This is a genomic window from Proteocatella sp. QWL-06 (assembly GCF_058684135.1).
In genome coordinates, this window is sequence record NZ_CM178755.1 from 1,127,280 (window position 1) to 1,146,220 (window position 18,941).

14 protein-coding genes and 1 other RNA gene are annotated in these 18,941 nt (G+C 35.7%); 4 read left to right on the forward strand and 11 right to left on the reverse strand.

Annotation, left to right across the window (positions count from 1 at the left end; translation table 11 throughout):
* Positions 1–137: 137 nt before the first annotated feature.
* A complete protein-coding gene (locus AC4PGZ_RS05395; protein WP_492160034.1) occupies positions 138–308 on the forward strand; it encodes a hypothetical protein in 171 nt (56 codons plus the stop codon).
* Between the two features lie 151 nt (positions 309–459).
* Here AC4PGZ_RS05395 and AC4PGZ_RS05400 read toward each other — a convergent pair whose 3' ends face one another.
* The 4 genes from AC4PGZ_RS05400 to AC4PGZ_RS05415 all read right to left on the reverse strand — a co-directional run bounded on the left by AC4PGZ_RS05400 (position 460) and on the right by AC4PGZ_RS05415 (position 3,775).
* Positions 460–846: a DUF302 domain-containing protein gene (locus tag AC4PGZ_RS05400; protein ID WP_492160035.1), complete on the reverse strand. Its 387-nt coding sequence runs from the start codon at positions 844–846 to the stop codon at positions 460–462.
* Positions 843–1,226, reverse strand: a complete 384-nt coding sequence (locus tag AC4PGZ_RS05405; RefSeq protein ID WP_492160247.1) for a GNAT family N-acetyltransferase — start codon at positions 1,224–1,226, stop codon at positions 843–845. The genes AC4PGZ_RS05400 and AC4PGZ_RS05405 overlap by 4 nt, the downstream gene beginning before the upstream one ends.
* A 6-nt stretch (positions 1,227–1,232) precedes the next feature.
* Positions 1,233–1,931: a lytic transglycosylase domain-containing protein gene (locus AC4PGZ_RS05410; RefSeq protein WP_492160036.1), complete on the reverse strand. Its 699-nt coding sequence runs from the start codon at positions 1,929–1,931 to the stop codon at positions 1,233–1,235.
* Positions 1,932–2,146: 215 nt separating this feature from the next.
* A complete protein-coding gene (locus AC4PGZ_RS05415) occupies positions 2,147–3,775 on the reverse strand; it encodes a methyl-accepting chemotaxis protein (protein ID WP_492160037.1) in 1,629 nt (542 codons plus the stop codon).
* Positions 3,776–3,962: 187 nt separating this feature from the next.
* Between AC4PGZ_RS05415 and ssrA the strand changes: the two genes are divergently transcribed.
* Positions 3,963–4,311, forward strand: a transfer-messenger RNA (tmRNA) gene (gene ssrA, locus AC4PGZ_RS05420).
* Between the two features lie 75 nt (positions 4,312–4,386).
* Here the strand turns inward: ssrA and AC4PGZ_RS05425 are convergent.
* Positions 4,387–5,328, reverse strand: coding sequence for a hypothetical protein (locus AC4PGZ_RS05425; RefSeq protein ID WP_492160038.1), 942 nt, complete (start codon positions 5,326–5,328; stop codon positions 4,387–4,389).
* 578 nt (positions 5,329–5,906) lie between these two features.
* On the opposite strand from AC4PGZ_RS05425, the gene AC4PGZ_RS05430 reads away from it, so the two are divergent.
* Positions 5,907–7,226, forward strand: a complete 1,320-nt coding sequence (locus AC4PGZ_RS05430; protein ID WP_492160039.1) for a D-alanyl-D-alanine carboxypeptidase family protein — start codon at positions 5,907–5,909, stop codon at positions 7,224–7,226.
* Between the two features lie 53 nt (positions 7,227–7,279).
* On the opposite strand, the gene AC4PGZ_RS05435 is transcribed toward AC4PGZ_RS05430, so the two are convergent.
* Both AC4PGZ_RS05435 and AC4PGZ_RS05440 read right to left on the reverse strand, forming a co-directional pair.
* Positions 7,280–9,151, reverse strand: coding sequence for a YgiQ family radical SAM protein (locus AC4PGZ_RS05435; protein ID WP_492160040.1), 1,872 nt, complete (start codon positions 9,149–9,151; stop codon positions 7,280–7,282).
* Positions 9,152–9,350: 199 nt separating this feature from the next.
* On the reverse strand, positions 9,351–10,673 hold the full coding sequence (locus AC4PGZ_RS05440; protein WP_492160041.1) for an IS1380 family transposase: 1,323 nt from the start codon (positions 10,671–10,673) through the stop codon (positions 9,351–9,353).
* Positions 10,674–11,140: 467 nt separating this feature from the next.
* Here AC4PGZ_RS05440 and AC4PGZ_RS05445 point away from each other — a divergent pair, with 467 nt between their 5' ends.
* On the forward strand, positions 11,141–12,307 hold the full coding sequence (locus tag AC4PGZ_RS05445; RefSeq protein ID WP_492160042.1) for a cation:proton antiporter: 1,167 nt from the start codon (positions 11,141–11,143) through the stop codon (positions 12,305–12,307).
* 73 nt (positions 12,308–12,380) lie between these two features.
* On the opposite strand, the gene hutH is transcribed toward AC4PGZ_RS05445, so the two are convergent.
* From hutH to pduL, 4 genes are all read right to left on the reverse strand, one after another.
* A complete protein-coding gene (hutH, locus tag AC4PGZ_RS05450; RefSeq protein ID WP_492160043.1) occupies positions 12,381–13,910 on the reverse strand; it encodes a histidine ammonia-lyase in 1,530 nt (509 codons plus the stop codon).
* A gap of 151 nt (positions 13,911–14,061) precedes the next feature.
* On the reverse strand, positions 14,062–14,604 hold the full coding sequence (gene lepB, locus AC4PGZ_RS05455) for a signal peptidase I (RefSeq protein ID WP_492160044.1): 543 nt from the start codon (positions 14,602–14,604) through the stop codon (positions 14,062–14,064).
* A gap of 152 nt (positions 14,605–14,756) precedes the next feature.
* Positions 14,757–18,284 (reverse strand): pyruvate:ferredoxin (flavodoxin) oxidoreductase, encoded by a 3,528-nt coding sequence (nifJ, locus tag AC4PGZ_RS05460; RefSeq protein ID WP_492160045.1) that lies wholly within the window; start codon positions 18,282–18,284, stop codon positions 14,757–14,759.
* Between the two features lie 26 nt (positions 18,285–18,310).
* On the reverse strand, positions 18,311–18,886 hold the full coding sequence (pduL, locus tag AC4PGZ_RS05465) for a phosphate propanoyltransferase (protein WP_492160046.1): 576 nt from the start codon (positions 18,884–18,886) through the stop codon (positions 18,311–18,313).
* Between the last annotated feature and the right edge of the window lie 55 nt (positions 18,887–18,941).

The following is an 18,941-nucleotide window of genomic DNA, read 5'->3' on the forward strand; positions in this document are numbered from 1 at the left end:
CATAAGGACTCCTTATTTTGGGGTCCTTATTTGGATTTATATCAGCATATTAGAAAAGAAATAAATATTATCCGGCTTTTTGGGGTAATAAACTTATATATGATTCAAGTTACAGCAAAAAGTAAAAGGAGAAGGCCATGTCGAAAAAATTATGTAAACTTGTAAAGGATGATATTTTGGATAAAGACATAAAAGAATATATCAAACTTGTTTCAGATGCTAAATTCGTTTGCAGGAAATGCGGAAGAACAGCAAAAAAAGAAGAAAATTTATGCAGTGCAAAAAAGTTAAAATTTAAGGAAGAATAAGTGGATATATGTAAGCTCAAGAAAACGGACCATACATGAAGTGACATCTGTCAAATCAAACTGGTCCGCTTTTATTTTGAGAAAACAAAAATCCATTTTATGTGGATGTTTATGAAAACATAATTTTGATTTATGTTTATCGGTCCGTCTTTCAAATTGAAGCTTCAATAGAATTTCGAAGTGATTCTTCAACTTTTTTTGCAATTTCTTTTAATTCTGGACTTTCAAATAATCCTATTAAAATTTCCGGACTTGTCATTCCTATATATGTCTTATTATTCTCACTTCTTACTACCATTTTACAAGGTAGTACATAGCCTATATGAATATTTTCTTCCAATACTTCTTTTGCCTGTTTTGGGTTACATACCTCAAGTATAACAAAATCATCCTTGAATTCTAATCCCTTTTCTTCAAGCTTTTCCTTGAAATTAAGTTGCCACAATATACCGAAACCGTGCTTTTTCAAATTATCTTCTAAAGATTTAATTGAATCGTTTAGATTTTTAGTTGTAATTTTTTCATAAACTATATTCATAATTTTCCTCCTCGTGAAATTTTCAAAATATCAGTTGACTGTATTTTCGTTAATTTAAATCCATTCTTCTCGAAGAATAGCATAAACACAGTCATCCTATGTTTATCAAGTTTTGTGAAAATGTAATTTAGCACAGAGTGTACAGCTTCTAAAGCGTATCCGTTTTTCTGATATTCAGGACAGATCGTATATCCTATTTCAGTCTGAAATCCATCGTTGAGAAAATGAATTCCAATATCTCCTATCATTATACCACTGTTTTTGATACATATAGCCAGTTGAAACCAGGTCCCATTAACATCAAACGAATCTGCCAGCAGATCAAAGAAATTCTGCATGTCTTTTTCACTTTCGGGTCTGAAAGAAGTAGTTATTTGAATTGTAAATTATAAGTAATTTATCTTAACTCTGCTCACGAGTAATTCATTTGAATAATCCTTATGCAAAGCATTGCTCATTTCCAACTTTAGATTTTCAATGAAAAGTAAATAATTTTCATTGGAAAAATCATTGAAATTGTAAATATTCTCCGCTGTTTTATTTGAAATATCTGAAGAGCTATTTGTAGCAGAGAAATAAGATGTATCCATTCCCTCTTTAGTATATGACATTACTTTACTGATGTAATTTTTTGTTTCATTGAAAGGTGGTATTCCTCCGTACTTTGCGACATTACCACTTCCTGCATTATATGCTGCCAGTGCAAGTGCGGTATTTCCGTCGTATTTTTTTATCAATTCACTCAGATATTTTGCACCGCCCATAATATTTTGTTCAGCATCAAATATATCTTTTACGCCAAGATACTCGGCAGTTTTTGGCATGAGTTGCATGACTCCGGCAGCACCGGAACCGGAAACCGCTTTAGGATTGAAGTTTGACTCCGCTTTTGCAACAGCTTTCAGTAAATTTGCAGGCACATCATATTGTGCTGATGCCTTTTGAAAAATAGAATCCATGTATTCTGAGATACTTGATTTTTCAGAAAGGATGTCTGAAAAACATTCAGATGCTGATGGATTTTGTCGTATGGCAGAAGTAGTTGAATTCATGATAATTTTATGTTCATTTTGAATTGGAAACACTTTGTAGCTCCTCTCTGGAAATTCAAATTATTAGAACAAATCTAAATGGTATGTTCTATATTAGAATAATAACACAAAAATTCAAAATTTATAATATGGGAAATGTACTTTGAATTTCCGTCATATTTTATTTGTATACAATTTAGATTTTTATGGTGCAAAAACCGGTCATGCAGGCTTTCTGCACCACCGGTCTATCATAATTTATATTATTTTTAGCTTTCAATATTTATGTCAGCCATTATTACACCTACAATTTCCCCATTTGGTTTTCTGTAAGGTATGGAAATAGCTGTACAATATCCAAAGGTTACATTGGATATGTATGGCTCAGACTGGAATTTTTTTCCTTTTATTGACTCCATAAAATATGGTCTGTGGTTATACATGTTGTTGCTTTTGTCTATAGGGTCTGCGGCGCTTACCATTTCTCCCTTGATATCAAGGATACCGATATATTCTATGGTTTTTTCTCTGGTCTTGTAAGATTTCAGCTTGCTGGAATAGTTTCTGATATCTGAATTTCCTGAGTTAAGATCTTTGGATATTTCCTCCAGTACGGAGAATGCAGAATTTATGTCACTTTTCATTTTATCTGTAATTTTTATTTTGCTGATATAGTCTTTGATATCTCTTTCGGATTTAGCAGCCATGCTTGCAAGTCCTTTGACTATTTCCAGTGAATTGGTCATGCTGGCAGCCTGTTCTTGCGTCGCTGCAGAAATTTGCTCGGAAGAGGCAGCGGATTTTCTTGTAGTTTCTGTTATCTGGTCAAACAAGGATGTAGTCGAGTTTACTATTTCATAAGTATTACTGGAGTCATTCTTTATTTTTTCAATAGATTCATAGGTTCTGTGCGATGCCTCGATCATTGCTTCGCTGCTTTTCTTTGAACTATCTGCATATTCAATGTCGTTTTGAATGTTGGAAAAGCTGTTTTTACTGTCTTCTGCAATTTCTTTTATGGATATATTGATAGAGTCAATTATAACTTTTATTTGTTTTGCTTGTTCAGCGGATTGCTGTGCAAGGTTTCGTACTTCATCGGCCACAACGGCAAATCCTCTGCCATGCTCTCCCGCTCTGGCAGCTTCAATAGATGCATTAAGTGAAAGTATATTCGTCTTATCACTGATTTCTGTCACTGCATTGGTAATTTCATTTATTCTCTTGGCTTCCAGCTGCAAATCTTCGATTCTATGTAGAATTCTTTCGTTAGACTGGGCATTATGTCTCAACTTATCAATAACGTAACCAAAAACCTCAGTGTTTTTTTCTACAACATCGCTCATCTCTCTGGCAAGTTCCAATGTACCGTCTGAGTTATCATTTATATTCTGTGAATTTGAGAGTATCATATCCATATTATCTCTGATTCTTATGGTCGATTCCAACTGTTCATTGGCTCCCTGAGCCATTTCGTAAACAGACATAGCGATCTGGTTTGTATTGATTTCTTCTTGTTTTATAGTTTCGTTAAGATTATCACTAAGGGTTGTTATCCTTTGGGCCATCTCGCAGGTTTCTGACAGTATTTTCTTTGTATTTCTGTTTATAACCGTTACCGTATCAGCAACAGCTGCATATTCTCCGGATCCGGTAACTTTTTTTGCCAAGTTTCCTGAGGCCAATTCTCTCATGGACTTTGTGATCTGTATTTTAAATAAATCTGTTCTAAAGAGTTTTAGAGTTCCAAGGATTACGGAAGCTATACCCAGGGAAATTGCCATGTTTGCAAGCTTTATGTCTTCTAAGTTCTGTCTTGCTCTAAAAGCTATAATTAAAAAAAACAGCCATACAACTGAAAGTATTGCTCGAAAAATCAAGTCAAGTATTTTTTTCATATTTCCTCCTAAAAAATTTAATCATTCTATTCATTATTTCGTCATAAATCCACAATAGATAAGTATTATGTTAATATTTTAATATTATCTTATGTTTGAGGAAGTCTTTCATTGTAATCTTTATGTTATAATCCAAAATATATTGATAAATATAGATATTAGTGATATAATAAATTATATAGATCTTGGGAATGTAATGGTTTCGACGGGGTCTTGAAGTTATGAGTAGCGATTCGTGTGACTCCTCTATCACGTAAATCTAGTGGAAACTAAAAACAAACGCAAACGAAAATTACGCAATAGCAGCTTAATTGCCGCTCGTTCATACTAGTCCTCCTGCCGATTAGTACTGAACGTCAGAATGCAGGGAACGATTTGTCGGGTATCCGGACTTCAAATTGAACAACTCGGGTTATACTTGCTAAAGTAGAGTTGATACTACTGTAGCATAGCGAAAACTAATTTATCAACTATAATCGTAAAAGCTTATGGTGAATGGATTTCGGACAGGGGTTCGACTCCCCTCATTTCCACCAATTGAAAAAACCTTGGATTCTAACCTGATTCCAAGGTTTTTTTATATATAAAAAATTATTTATTTAAGGTTATATTTATATTTTGAAATTCAGCTTTTCTATTTCAAATTTCATTTTTTCATTTTCCAGTTCAAGTCTATTCTTTTCAGATGCAAGATTTTGAATTTGTGTGTTCATAAAGCTAACATCGTTATTATATCTTGAATTCAAATCATCGATTCTGAAAATGTATTCTCTGATGTACTCATTGTGTTTCAGATTCATTTCTGCAAATGCATCTTGTTTCTCTTTTTCCATGTTCAAAATTACTTTTTCAAGTTCATATTGATTATGTTTTTTAATGGTGTTGACATTATTTTCAAGATTTGAAATTATAGACTTTGATTTTTCTATCTCTTCTCTTAATTTACTGTTTTCCGATTCAAATACTTTGAACTTTTCCAGCTTTTCTGCGAGTATTTCTATCTCGTTTTTGAGGCTTAGAATACTTGATGATTTTTCATTGCACGAATCTTCAAGAGCTCTGCAAAGTACATTTTTCTCTTCGATATTTGCAGCATATAGAAGTTCAGCTTTTTCTGAATCGTTTTCAAGTTTTTTTATCCTCTCGTCTTTTTCTTTCAGATGATTCTTGAGTGCATTGAGATTTTCTGATGACTCTGTGGCTGAGGCTAGTGCAGTTTTTAATCTTTCCTGGAGGTCTGCAATTATGCTGTCCTTTGACTGTAAAAGTTTTTCAAAATGTGATTTCACTCTCTCTTCGGTGTCTTGGTTAATACTCAATGATGAAAGGAAGAGCTCATTAAGCTTGTTAATGTGTAGTTGAAAACTTTCTATCTCTGTTTTTCGATCTGATAATAAGCCTTTGCTCTTTTCGGTTTCATAAAGATTTACAAGCGCTGAAAGGCACTGCCCCTGGTTTCCAAATTCCTGAACAGCTATGTTCTTAAATTTTTCAAATGTATTCTCATCTATTCTTAGACTTCTAACTTTAAGCTCTGTTTCTGTAACTGACATTTTTCCTCCTTGTGTAATACTTAAAAATACGTTGTAATTATTACGTAATACAATTATATCACAAAATTGTATAATTTCAAATATAATTTCAGGAAGTATATGAAATTACCACCCCTTATAAATTAGCGGTAAAATAACCGGTCATATATCGATTTTGGTGAGCGTTATGACCCAATGCATGATAGCGCAAAAACGTGCGTTATATAGCGGTTTTTTGGAGTTTTCACAACTATTCGCAAAATGTACGTTTAGCGAATAGTTGTGAAGGGCTGAATTTTTCTGAAACCATTGATTTTAAAGTGATTCGACATATTAGAATGCAATTTGCAAGTCGGAACTCAGATTTTAATATTATACTTTGAAAGAAATAGCCTTGATTGTGATTCAAATAATTCATTTGTCTGAAAACTAATAATGAGTGAGATTATAAGATTTTACCCAAAAAAAGAGGGAGTAATATATAAATGGATGAATTTTGAAAATTATAAGTGATTTGTGCTGTACTTATTGAAGATTTACGTCAGATATTGTACAATAATATAGTTAATCTATATTAAGTATAAAAGACAGGAATATATATGTTAAAAAAAATCATATGTGCAATTTTATTAACAGCAAGTATTTTTATCCCGAAGCTAAGTTATGCTGAAGGTGTCCCCTGCCCCGAAATCAGTGCTGAAGCGGGCATACTTATGGATGCAAAAACAGGACAAATCTTATATGAAAAAAACATGGATGACCCCCTTTTTCCAGCTTCTATAACTAAGATCCTCACTGTGTTGGTTGGACTCGAAAGTGGTAAAACGGAAGATATGATAACTATGAGTAACAATGCAGTTTTCAGCATTCCTAGAGATTCTGCACATATAGCGCTTGATGAAGGAGAAGAGATTAACTTCAAAGATGCTTTGTACGGAGCCATGCTTTCTTCTGCAAATGAAGCCTGCAACGGAATTGCAGAGCATGTAAGCGGTAGTACGCAGGAGTTTGCAAGCCTTATGAATAAAAGAGCTGAAGAAGCTGGTGCAAAGAATTCAAACTTTGTTAACCCCAATGGACTTCATGATCAAAACCATGTCACCACCGCTTATGATATGGCTGTAATAACTAAGGATGCGCTCAAGAACAGTGAATTCAGAGAAATTTTTGGATCATCCAAATATGAAATACCTCCTACTAACAAGCAGGCAGAAAGCAGATATCTGTGGTGCACGCATAAAATGCTTAAAGAAACTGATATGTTCTATGAAAAGGCTAAAGGTGGGAAAACAGGTTATACTGAACAAGCATTGAATACTCTTGTTACTGTTGCAGAGTCGAATGGCAGAGAGCTTATAGTCGTATTGCTGAAAAATCAAAGCGGAAACAGTAATTATAAAGATACACGAAATCTGTTCGAATACGGATTCACCCAATTTGAAGAAGTTTCAATAAATAATGATTTTGTAAATATGGAGCTCAAATCTCGTTTAAATCCTGAGGATCTTTCTGATTTTAAGCCTTTTACTTTTCTTTTACATAAGAACTATTCAACATCAGATATAAGTATAAATATGTCATCTGATGGTGACTTACAGAAAAATTCTGCAATAACACTTACTTTTGCTTTGAATTCAGAATCTGACATGATGTATGAGTCATTAGGAGAATATGAGATATATCACGAGACGTCAGATAATTATTCCGATGATACAGCTGATAAGGAAAAATCTTTATTTATGATAGTCGTCGTCTTTGTCATAAAAGCGGCGTCTTTATTTGGAGTTGCTATGTTTGTTATATACTTATATGTAAACAGAAATTACTATACAAAGAGAATTAAAAGAAGAATGAATAAAAATCGAGCTTTAACAAAAAAGAAAGCCTGCGGCGAGAAGCGTCGAAATGTAAATATGTAATTCTGATACAAGTAAAGCAGCCTGTTATTTTATTGAGACAGGCTGCTTCTTAATTATCTATTTGTTTTTTTATTTCTGTTTTTCATACCTGAATGCGGCTTTTTTACTGAATTAGTTTTAGGCCTTATAAGAGCTTTTGGTCCATATCCTATTAAATCTTCACGGCCGGACATTTTAAGGGCTTCATAAACAAGCTCGTAATTTCGGGGATTTCTGTACTGCAGCAAAGCCCTTTGAAGTGACTTTTCTTTTGGTGTTTTTGCTACATAAACAGGTTTTAGTGTTCTTGGGTCAATTTCAGAATGATACATTGCAGTTGAAAGGCTTCCTGGAGTAGGAATGAAATCCTGAACTTGTTCTGGATTATATCCCATGTCTCTTGTGTATTCTGCCAGCATTATGGCATCTTTCAAGGTGCATCCAGGATGACTTGAAATAAAATAAGGCACAAGATATTGTTTTTTGCCAAGTTTTTCATTAGTTTTTTTGTACTTATCTACAAAATCATCGTATACTTTCCTGTTGGGTTTCCCCATATATTTAAGCGCATTTGGAGAAACATGCTCAGGTGCCACTTTCAGCTGCCCGCTGACATGAAACTTACATAGCTCTTCAAGAAACGGTGTATTCCTGTCTGCCATAAGGTAGTCGAATCTTATACCCGAGCGGATAAAGACTTTTTTTACTCTGTCAATCTTTCTTGCCTTTCTCAATATGCTTAAATATGCACTATGATCAATCTCAAGACTTGGACACATTATTGGATCGAGACATTGTTTTTCCTTGCAGGCTCCTGAGGTAAGCTGCTTCTTGCATGCGACATTTCTGAAATTAGCTGTAGGTCCGCCAATATCATGTATATAGCCTTTGAAGCCTGGCTGATGAGTCATTAAGCGTATTTCATCCAAAACCGATGTCTCGCTCCTGTTCTGAATTATTCTGCCTTGATGAAAGCTTATTGCGCAGAAAGAACATCCGCCAAAACATCCTCTGTGATCGGTAACACTGAACTCTACTTCCTGAAGGGCAGGAACTCCCCCGGCATTCTTATATCTTGGGTGGTAGGTTCTGGTGAATGGCAGTCTGTAAAGTTCATCCATCTCTGATTGAGAAAGCGGTTTTGCCGGAGGTAGCTGTACTAAATACAAGTCTCCATGTTTTTGAACAAGGGTGCTTCCGATAAAAGGATTCTGCTCTCTGCTCTGAATTTGGAACGCCTCGGCAAATTTAATCTTTTCAGTTGATACCTCTTCAAAGCTTGAGATAAGAGTATATTTATTCCCCTTGGGCAGACTTCTGCTCATATAACAGGTTCCTGGGATATCCTTGATTTTGTGTATCGGCCAACCTTTTGCCAGACCATGTGCCAATGTCTTAATCTGAGTTTCGGACATTCCATATAAAAGCATGTCGGCCTGAGTATCTACAAGTATTGAGGGCATTATAATGTCGCTCCAATAGTCATAGTGCGCAAAACGCCTCAGGCTTGCTTCTATGCCTCCAATTACAACTGGTGTATTCGGATAAGATTTTTTTACCATATCAACGTACACTGAGAGCGCTCTGTCAGGCCTGAATCCAGACTTGCCTCCTGGAGAATATTCATCTGTTCTGCGAGGTCTTTTTGAAGCAGTATAATTATTAACCATAGAATCGATGTTCCCGCTTCCGACTAAAAAAGCAAGTCTTGGTTCACCGTAAATCTGTATGCTCCGTTCCTGTCTCCAGTCTGGCTGAGATATTATTCCTACGGAAAAACCTTCCTTTTCCAATATTCTTCCAATCAATGCAGTTCCAAAGCTTGGATGGTCTACATAGGCATCTCCGGTTACAAGAACAAAGTCAACTTGTTCCCATCCCCTTGCCAGGGCTTCTTTTTTTGTAAGAGGAAGGAATTGTGTATTTATATCTGATTTATTATCCATAAGTTCTCCAATCAATATTCATATTTTTTAACCTGAATTATTCATGATGATTCAAAATTTCTTTTTAAATCATCAAATTAACATCAAACAACTAATCTTTCGGATTTTGTATAAAAAGCGTAGCTTAATTCCTAAAAATGGATACACTTCTCCCTTGGTTTTTGAAAATCCAAATTTTAGCTGTCAAGGTACATTAGCTTTATTCCAATTTTGGATTTAAAGCATAAATATTATCCAAAGTCTGCATAAATTCTTTCTTGTATTGAAAATAACTGCAGAGTTTGAATTTTATATAACCGCCGCCTCTAACCACTTTGGCAGCAACTTTGAACATTTTAATACGTATTGTATCTATTTGAAGTTTCCTGAATTCTTTGCTTAAAACAAGTCTTCGAAACCAGTTAAACAGATTATAAGTGATGACATGTATCTGTAGTTTATTTTGATTGGTAAGAAAGCTATTGCTACTCATTCGATCAAATCTGAATCCATTTTTAAATTCTTTGATGTAGTTCTCCATTTTACCGCGGTTGCAGTAAAACATAAGTACTTGCATTGGAGAAAGTTCCATGTTTGTTACAATAAACGAGTGAATGAATACCATCTGATTGGAAGGTTTTTCAACTTTCACTACAACCCTGCGGGGAACATCCCAGCTGTTAGCTTGGTAGTAAAATTCATCATAAACAACCTTGTAATCAAGAATATTAGATGTACAAATATCAGTTAGTTCCTGGACTGCGCCAGCAGCAAGACTATATAGACTTGCATTTGCTTTAAGTCTTATTGCATAAGAAACTGAATTTTCTTCAAGAAGTTCATATAATTTTGGTTTTGCAAATCCGCTATCGCCCCTTAGTGATAGGTGGGTATCCGGCTCAAGCTCACTGAACTCTTTTATGAGCGGTCTTATGAATTGTTCGATTCCATTTGATGTATATATTGAACCTGGGCGAAGCTCCGCTTTCAATAAATCCCCAGTAAGGCCATCAAAAGCTAAAAGAGGATGATATCCATTGGATTTGTAATGAAAATTGAAACTGGATTCTTCCTGTTTGCCAAATGTTTTAAAATTTGTTGAATCAACATCAAGTAGAATGTGCTTTGGTTTTTCGACTGAATATATTCTTTTTCTCATATTCATGTTGATCTCATCCAATTGTTTAATCGTATTTTTATCCATTCTGGAAAAGAATCTTGACAAGGTTGGTTGTGATGCTAATTTCTTAGCAAAGATATGATTAAACAGTGGATCCAGCCTCAATTCATCAGAAGTAGAATCAGCAAAATATGAGGCGATAGACATATACATCTTTTGAAGCAGATTGTCTGCATCACAATGAAATCTGTATTTTGCTGTATCAGTTGTTTTAAAAGAGTTCTTTATAAGTGAAGAAAATCCTAGTTTTTCATCAAATTCGCGTAGTAAAATTAGTCCGGAATCTGATGTAAGATCGCCTCCATTGAAATTAAATTTGATTCTGTTATTGAAATTTAGTGCCTTATCGTTTAAACTATTCATAGGGAACCTTCCTCTTGATATTTTTGTTTGTTTGGTCACTAACTATAATAACAAGATTAAGGTTCTTTTTCTATGCTTTTGATTAAAATATAAAATAAATTTTATCACTTATGAAGTGACAAGACTAAATGGCTATAATTGTTATATTGTGCGGTGTTCCGCACCTATATAAAAAAGATATGAATAATTCAGGTTTAATTATAAAGGATATATGGATTATATGCAAATCTAAATTAATTTCAATATGAACAAAATATATTATTTCATGTATTTATCTGAAATCGGATAAATATTTAAAAAATTAATTTTTAACAATGAAAATACTGGTAACACTGTATTCTATATTTAAAAATTAAAAAGGTTTTTACTCTTGCTTTAATTATTTTATATAGTATAATGATGGTTGATCATCATAGAAAGGGTGTGTATTTGTGAATTATGAATTTATTCTGGTGCTTGCTATCATATTGCTTTCTACAAAAGTATTGGGCATAGCATCAAGGAAAGTACAGATGCCGGCGGTAGTAGGAGCACTTACAGCCGGTATACTTTTGGGGCCGTCTGGATTTAAGATGGTTGAAAGTAGCCTATTTATTGAACAGACTGCAGAAATCGGCGTGATTCTGTTAATGTTCCTTGCAGGCTTGGATACTGATATCGAAGATGTTAAAAAGAATGGCACGGCATCCGTATTTGTAGCAATTATGGGAGTAATAATGCCTCTTATCGGAGGTTTTTTAGTGTACAGATATTTTTTTGGTATCACGCCAGGAAATAAATTAGAATTCCTGAAAGCTATATTTATTGGTGTAGTACTTACTGCTACATCAGTATCGATAACGGTTGAAACGCTAAGAGAAATGGGAAAGCTTAAAGGAAAGATTGGAACTACTATTTTGGGAGCTGCAATTCTTGATGACATAATTGGTATAATAATACTGACTTGTATAACCAGCTTTACTAAAGCAGGTTCTGATTCAGGTTCAGTATTTATAAAAATAGCAGCATATTTTGTTTTTCTTTCAGTTGTGTGGCTGATTTCGAATAAGATATTCAAGATAACTTACAAATCTGTCGGCGAGAAACGAAGAATTGCCATATATGGGCTTTCAATGTGTCTGATACTTTCATATTGTTCTGAGCATTTTTTTGGTATAGCAGATATTACAGGAGCTTACTTTGCCGGAATAATGCTTTGTAATTTCGGATTTAAGGAATATATCGTTAAGAAGATTAATATAACATCATACATGATATTTTCCCCTATTTTCTTTGCAAGTATTGGCATAAAAACCGAACTAGCAGGTTTCACTCCAAGAATGTATGTTTTTACGGCTGTTCTGCTTCTGGTTGCTGTTATCTCAAAAATGGCTGGATGTGGAATTGCAGCAAGAGTATTCCGATTTCCAAAAATAGAAGCTTTAGCTGTTGGAATAGGAATGGTTTCGCGAGGAGAGGTAGCTCTTATAGTCGCACAGAAAGGATCAAGTGCGGGGCTTTTGGATAATACACTTTTCCCTTCAGTGGTTGCGGTTGTAATAATTACTACTTTGATTACTCCTGTTCTATTGAAGATAGCGATGAAAGATAAAATTTCAGATTCAGATAAACGCTATACGGATACAGCTGCATAAAGAAACAGCGTAGCAGTTTAAACTGCTACGCTGTAAATTCTGTATTTCCAGGGTATGTTCTTAAATATTCTTTTTATACAGTGAGCTCTCCTGCTGCTTCCTCAACATTCCTTATAAGAGAACCATCTATGAGAACAGATTCGCACTTGTTTATATCTTCATAAAGGGGTCTGTCTTCATGAAGGACAGGTACGAGGCTTCTTATTGTATCATAAGCTGCCTGTGTTCCTTTTCCCATGCCTTTGTTTCCTCTCATATCTATTGCCTGACATGCACACATCAACTCCATTGAAACAACTCTTCTTGAGTTATTGAGAATCTCACGCGCCTTTCTTGCCGAAATAGTGCCCATGCTTACATGGTCTTCCTGATTTGCAGAAGATGGTATGCTGTCAACACTTGCCGGGTGGGCAAGAACTTTGTTCTCAGACACCAGCGATGCAGCAGAGTACTGTACAATCATGAATCCAGAGTTCAACCCTCCTTTATCAACCAGAAATGCGGGAAGTTCGCTAAGTGCAGGATTAACACATCGCTCTATTCTTCTTTCAGAAATATTTGCAAGTTCCGCTATAGCTATACCTAAAAAATCAAAGCTCAGTGCCATAGGCTGTCCATGAAAATTACCTGCAGAGATGCCTTCCTTGGTGTCAGGAAAAATCATAGGGTTATCAGTTACTGAATTCATTTCTATTTCAACTTTTTCTTTTACATAGTTTATTGCATCTTTGCTGGCACCATGTACCTGTGGTGAACACCTTAGCGTATATGCATCCTGTACTCTCACTTCGCCCTGCCTTGATACATTTCTGCTTCCTTCTAGTATCTGAAGCAAAGTTGCTGCGGTACTAATCTGCCCCTTATGAGGCCTTACTGCATGACATCTCGCCTGAAGAGCATCAACAACCCCATTATGAGCCTCAAATTCCAGTGCATTTGCTATATCGGCCGCTTTCGCTAGATTTATAGCATCGTATACTGTCAACGCACCAACTGCAGTCATTACCTGAGTTCCGTTTATAAGTGCCAGTCCTTCTTTGGATGTGAGCTCAATGATTTGTATCCCGGATTTTTCCATCGCCTCGCTGCCATTCATGAATTTTCCATTATATTCAGCTTCGCCAAGTCCAATCATTGGAAGCACCATATGTGAAAGAGGAGCAAGATCTCCGCTTGCGCCCAGAGATCCCTTTTGAGGTATCAATGGATGGACTCTTTTGTTAAGCATTTCTATCATTGTCATGACAGTTTCAAGCTTTACTCCGGAATATCCTTTTGAAAGGTTATTAATTCTAAGAAGAATGATTGCTCTTGTTGTCTCAGTGTTAAAAGGTTCGCCAGCTCCTACGGCATGCGTTATTATTAGATTCCTCTGAAGTATTTTGGATTCATCTTTAGTAATAGAGACATTGCTGAATTTACCGAATCCGGTTGTTATTCCATAAACAACCTTTTCGTTTTCAACAAGGTCATCTACTATTTTTCTTGATTCAAGTATCCTGGTTTTTGCGATTTCAGAGAGTTCTACATGAGCATACTCTCTGCTCACTTTGATTAAATCATGTATTGTCAGGTTTTCACCTGTAATTATTACATTTTTCATCGGTTCCTCCTTTATGTAGTTGCACTAACAAATAAGCGAATCTTAATAAGCAGTTAAAGCTCTACTAAAATTCGCTCCTGTGATGTCGCGATAATCGGGACAATTAATATTTCAATTATTAAAAATATTTTAACACCCTTTTATATTGAAGTCAAACGTTTTCTTGGCTTTCGGCTTTGTCAGAACTGATGCAAATTACCCTGCCTTTTACATCATCTGTTTTAAATGGTCCAAAATCTCTTGAATCACCTGATTGATTTCTGTTGTCGCCCATTAAGAAAATCTCATTATTCTTCATTATATATGGAGGGACAACCTGGTTTTTGCTCATAGGCTCTTTGATATATGGTTCGCTGATTCTTATGTCATTCCTGTAAAATTTTCCATTTTTGATTTCTATCTTATCTCCGGGAAGTGCGCACACTCTCTTTATTATATACTTTTCCCCTGGGATATTATTACCTGCATACACTACCAGTATATCGTTGTAATGGTAGCTGAATACGAAATTGTATACGATCAGAGGCTGCTGGTTCCTCAATGTATCTTCCATAGAATATCCCTTAACGGCTACTGGCGAGAAAAATATACTGAATAAGGTTATTATGAATATTACATAATACATTATCTTGAACCTTTCAGCATTATCATCATCTTCTTGAAAAACTGTATAAATATATTCGTCTTTTTTCATATGATTACTCCTGAAATCAATAGGCTGGTTATTTTATATTAATACCCTTTAAGGTCAGGATTCAATTAAATTTATAAAAAAACACCAAGAGACACCTATTAAAAATAAGTGTCTCTTGGATGGTTGTGTTTGAATTATTTATTGTTTATAGTCTATCTTTCAGCCATAGCTTTATAAGTTTCGTATCTTTCTTTTGCAGCTTCTTCTGCACTTGCAAATAGTTCATCTGCGATTTCAGGGAATGCTGTTTTAAGTGAAGTATATCTAACCTGCTTATCAAGGAATTCTCTGAAGCTTGCAGTTGGCTCTTTTGAATCAAGAGTGAATGGATTCTTTCCTTCTTTCTTAAGCTCAGGATTGAATCTGTATAGATGCCAGTATCCAGCCTCAACAGCTTGTTTAGTATTAGCCTGAGTTCTTCCCATTCCTTCTTTAAGTCCATGGTTTATACATGGAGCATAAGCAATGATAAGTGATGGTCCGTCATACTTCTCAGCCTCAAGAAGTGCTTTTTGAAGCTGGTTCTTGTCTGCGCCCATACCAACCTGAGCAACGTATACGTAGCCATAAGTTGTAGCTATCATTCCAAGGTCTTTCTTCTTAACTTTTTTACCAGATGCAGCAAATTTAGCAACAGCTCCAGTTGGAGTTGCTTTTGAAGACTGACCTCCAGTATTTGAATATACCTCAGTGTCAAATACAAGTATGTTTACATTTTCACCTGAAGCGATTACGTGATCAAGTCCACCGTATCCGATATCATACGCCCAACCATCTCCACCGAATATCCAAACTGATTTTTTAACAAGGTAATCTTTCTTGTCAAGTATTTCCTGAGCAAGTTCTTTTGCTTCACCATCAACTGAAGGAAGTACTTCAAGTAGTTTTGCAGAAGCAACCTTACTTGCATCAGCATCTTCCATAGAAGATACCCAAGCATTAAGAGCTGATTTTACTTCATCAGAAACATTCATTTCCTGCATTTTAGCAGAAACTGTTTTTATTCTTTCTCTCATTGCTTTTATAGCAACCGCCATACCATATCCGTATTCAGCATTATCCTCGAACAGTGAGTTAGCCCAAGCTGGTCCTTTGCCTTCAGCATTCTTTGTATATGGAGTTGAAGGAGCTGATCCACCCCAGATTGAAGAACAACCTGTTGCGTTAGCTATAACCATTCTGTCTCCAAACAGCTGAGTTACAAGTCTTGCGTATGGTGTTTCTCCACATCCTGCACAAGCTCCTGAGAACTCAAGAAGTGGCTGAACGAACTGGCTTCCTTTTATAGATTTGGCATCCATAAGATCGCCTTTGTATCCAACTTTTGAATTTAATGCATTGTAGTTTTCCTGCTCTTTCATCTGGCTGTCAAGTGGCTTCATTTCAAGCGCTTTAGCACCTTTTTTACCTGGACAGATGTCAGCACAGTTTCCACATCCTGTACAGTCAAGTGGAGTAACCTGAATCTTGTACTGAAGTCCTTCAAGACCCTTGCCCATTGCTGGAAGTGTTGTTATATCACCTACAACAGTTTTTTCTTGATCTGTCATAAGGAATGGTCTTATTGCAGCATGAGGACATACATATGCACACTGGTTACACTGGATACAGTTTTCTGAATTCCACTCAGGAACATTCACAGCTATACCACGCTTCTCGTATGCAGCAGTTCCATGAGGGAATGCTCCGTCTTCTCTTCCAAGGAAAGTTGAAACAGGCAGCTTGTCTCCTTGCTGAGCATTCATAGGGATAAGAACGTTCTTTATAAATTCTGGAACTTCATATTCGTTTTCTTTTATTGCAGTTTCTACAGCGTCTTTCCATGATGCTGGAACTTCAACTTTAGCAAAGTCAGTCTGACCTTTGTCAACAGCAGCAAAGTTCATATCAAGAATCTTCTGTCCTTTTTTTCCATATGACTTAACGATTGATTCCTTAAGATATTTAACAGCATCTTCAGCAGGTATTACTTCTGTAAGCTTGAAGAATGCGCTTTGCATTATCATGTTTATTCTATTTCCAAGTCCGATCTCTTCACCTATTTTTGTTGCATCAATAGTGTAGAACTGGATATCATTCTCAGCAATATATTTCTTCATTCCAGCTGGAAGATGAGTATCTAATTCACTAGCATCCCATTTGCAGTTAAGAACGAATATTCCGCCTTTTTTAAGGCCTTCAAGCACATCATACTGGTTTACATATGATTGGTTGTGGCATGCTATAAAGTCCGCTTCATCAATCAGATATGTTGATCTTATTGGAGCATTACCAAATCTAAGGTGAGATACTGTAATTCCGCCTGACTTCTTAGAGTCATATGAGAAATATCCCTGAGCATACATATCTGTATGGTCTCCAATGATTTTTATAGCAGATTTATTTGCACCAACAGTTCCGTCTGATCCAAGACCCCAGAATTTGCATCTCTTTGTTCCTGGTGATGATGTGTTTATTTTTTCTTCAACTGGAAGTGAAAGTCCTGTAACATCATCAACTATAGATATAGTAAAGTTGTCTTTTGGATTTTCAGACATGATATTTTTAAATACTGTAAGAAGGTGTGTAGGAGTAGTATCTTTTGAACCTAGTCCATATCTTCCGCCAACTATAACTGGAGCATTTTCCTTACCATAGAAAAGTGATTTTATATCAAGGTAAAGCGGTTCTCCTACAGATCCTGGTTCTTTGCATCTGTCAAGTACAGCTATAGATTTAACTGTCTGTGGTAATACATCAAAGAAATACTTTGATGAGAATGGTCTGTAAAGGTGTACTTTAACAACACCCGTCTTATGACCTTTTTCATTTAAGTAATCTATTGTCTCTTCAAGCGATTCTGTTACTGATCCCATTGCTACAACTATATGTTCAGCATCTGGAGCTCCATAGTAGTTGAAAGGCTTGTAATCTCTTCCAGTAACTGCAGAAATTTCCTTCATATAGTCATTAACTATATCTGGAATAACAGTGTAGAAGCTGTTTGAAGCTTCTCTCGCCTGGAAGAATATGTCAGGATTCTGAGCAGTTCCCTTTGTATATGGATGCTCAGGGTTAAGCGATCTGCTTCTGAATTCTTTTATTGCTTCTTTATCTACTAAACGATCGAATACATCGTAGTCAATTGCTTCTATTTTTTGAATTTCGTGAGATGTTCTGAATCCATCAAAGAAATGTACGAATGGAATTCTTGATTTTATTGATGCAAGGTGAGCAACACCGCCAAGATCCATTACTTCCTGAACTGAACCAGTTGCCAGCATAGCAAATCCTGTCTGTCTTGCAGCCATAACGTCAGAATGGTCTCCAAATATTGAAAGAGCGTGACCCGCGATTGCTCTTGCAGTTACATGGAATACACATGGAAGCATCTCACCTGCTATTTTATACATATTAGGTATCATTAACAGAAGTCCCTGAGAAGCTGTAAATGTTGTAGTAAGCGCTCCGGCTGATAATGATCCGTGAACTGCTCCTGCGGCTCCGGCTTCAGATTGCATTTCAGTAACCTGAACCTCCTGGCCAAATATATTCTTCTTTCCGTTAGCTGCCCATTCATCAACCAGCTCTGCCATTGTTGATGATGGAGTGATAGGATATATTGCAGCAACATCTGTAAATGCATAAGATACATATGCGGCAGCCGTATTTCCATCCATAGTTTTCATAACTTTAGACATATTCTTTCCTCCTAATATTAAATTACTTATTTTTCGATTTTGATTATTTCAACAAAATCTCCATTTTTTAACCCAGCTGAATTACCCTCTTCGATGTCCAAGTGCATCTCTAAAGCATAATTAGGATTAACACGCACTAATACGTTTTTAAATATTACTCCTCTTTCGCCCGATGTCTCTACATTAACAATGTCTTTATCCTTAAGGTCGAACTTTGCTGCATCATCTGTATGCATATGGATATGTCTTGATGCTACGATAACTCCCTCAGTAATCTCAACTGTTCCGTTAGGACCAGTTAATTTACATCCAGGCGTGTTACCAAGTTTGCCAGATTCTCTCACAACAGGCTCTACTCCAAGTGCTCTTGCATCAGCAAAAGATATTTCAACCTGAGTTTCAGGTCTTACAGGACCAAGGATTCTTACTTTTTTCAAAGTACCTTTAGGGCCTTCGATATCAACAACTTCTTCTGCTGCATATTGTCCTGGCTGTGATAAATCTTTCTTATGAGTAAGCTCATAATCTTGACCAAACAGTATATTTAAATCTTCTTTTGATACATGAAGATGCCTGTTTGACAAACCTACATTAACTTTCATCAATTACTCTCCTTTTAAATATAATATAACCAACACATATATTATACAACTTAAA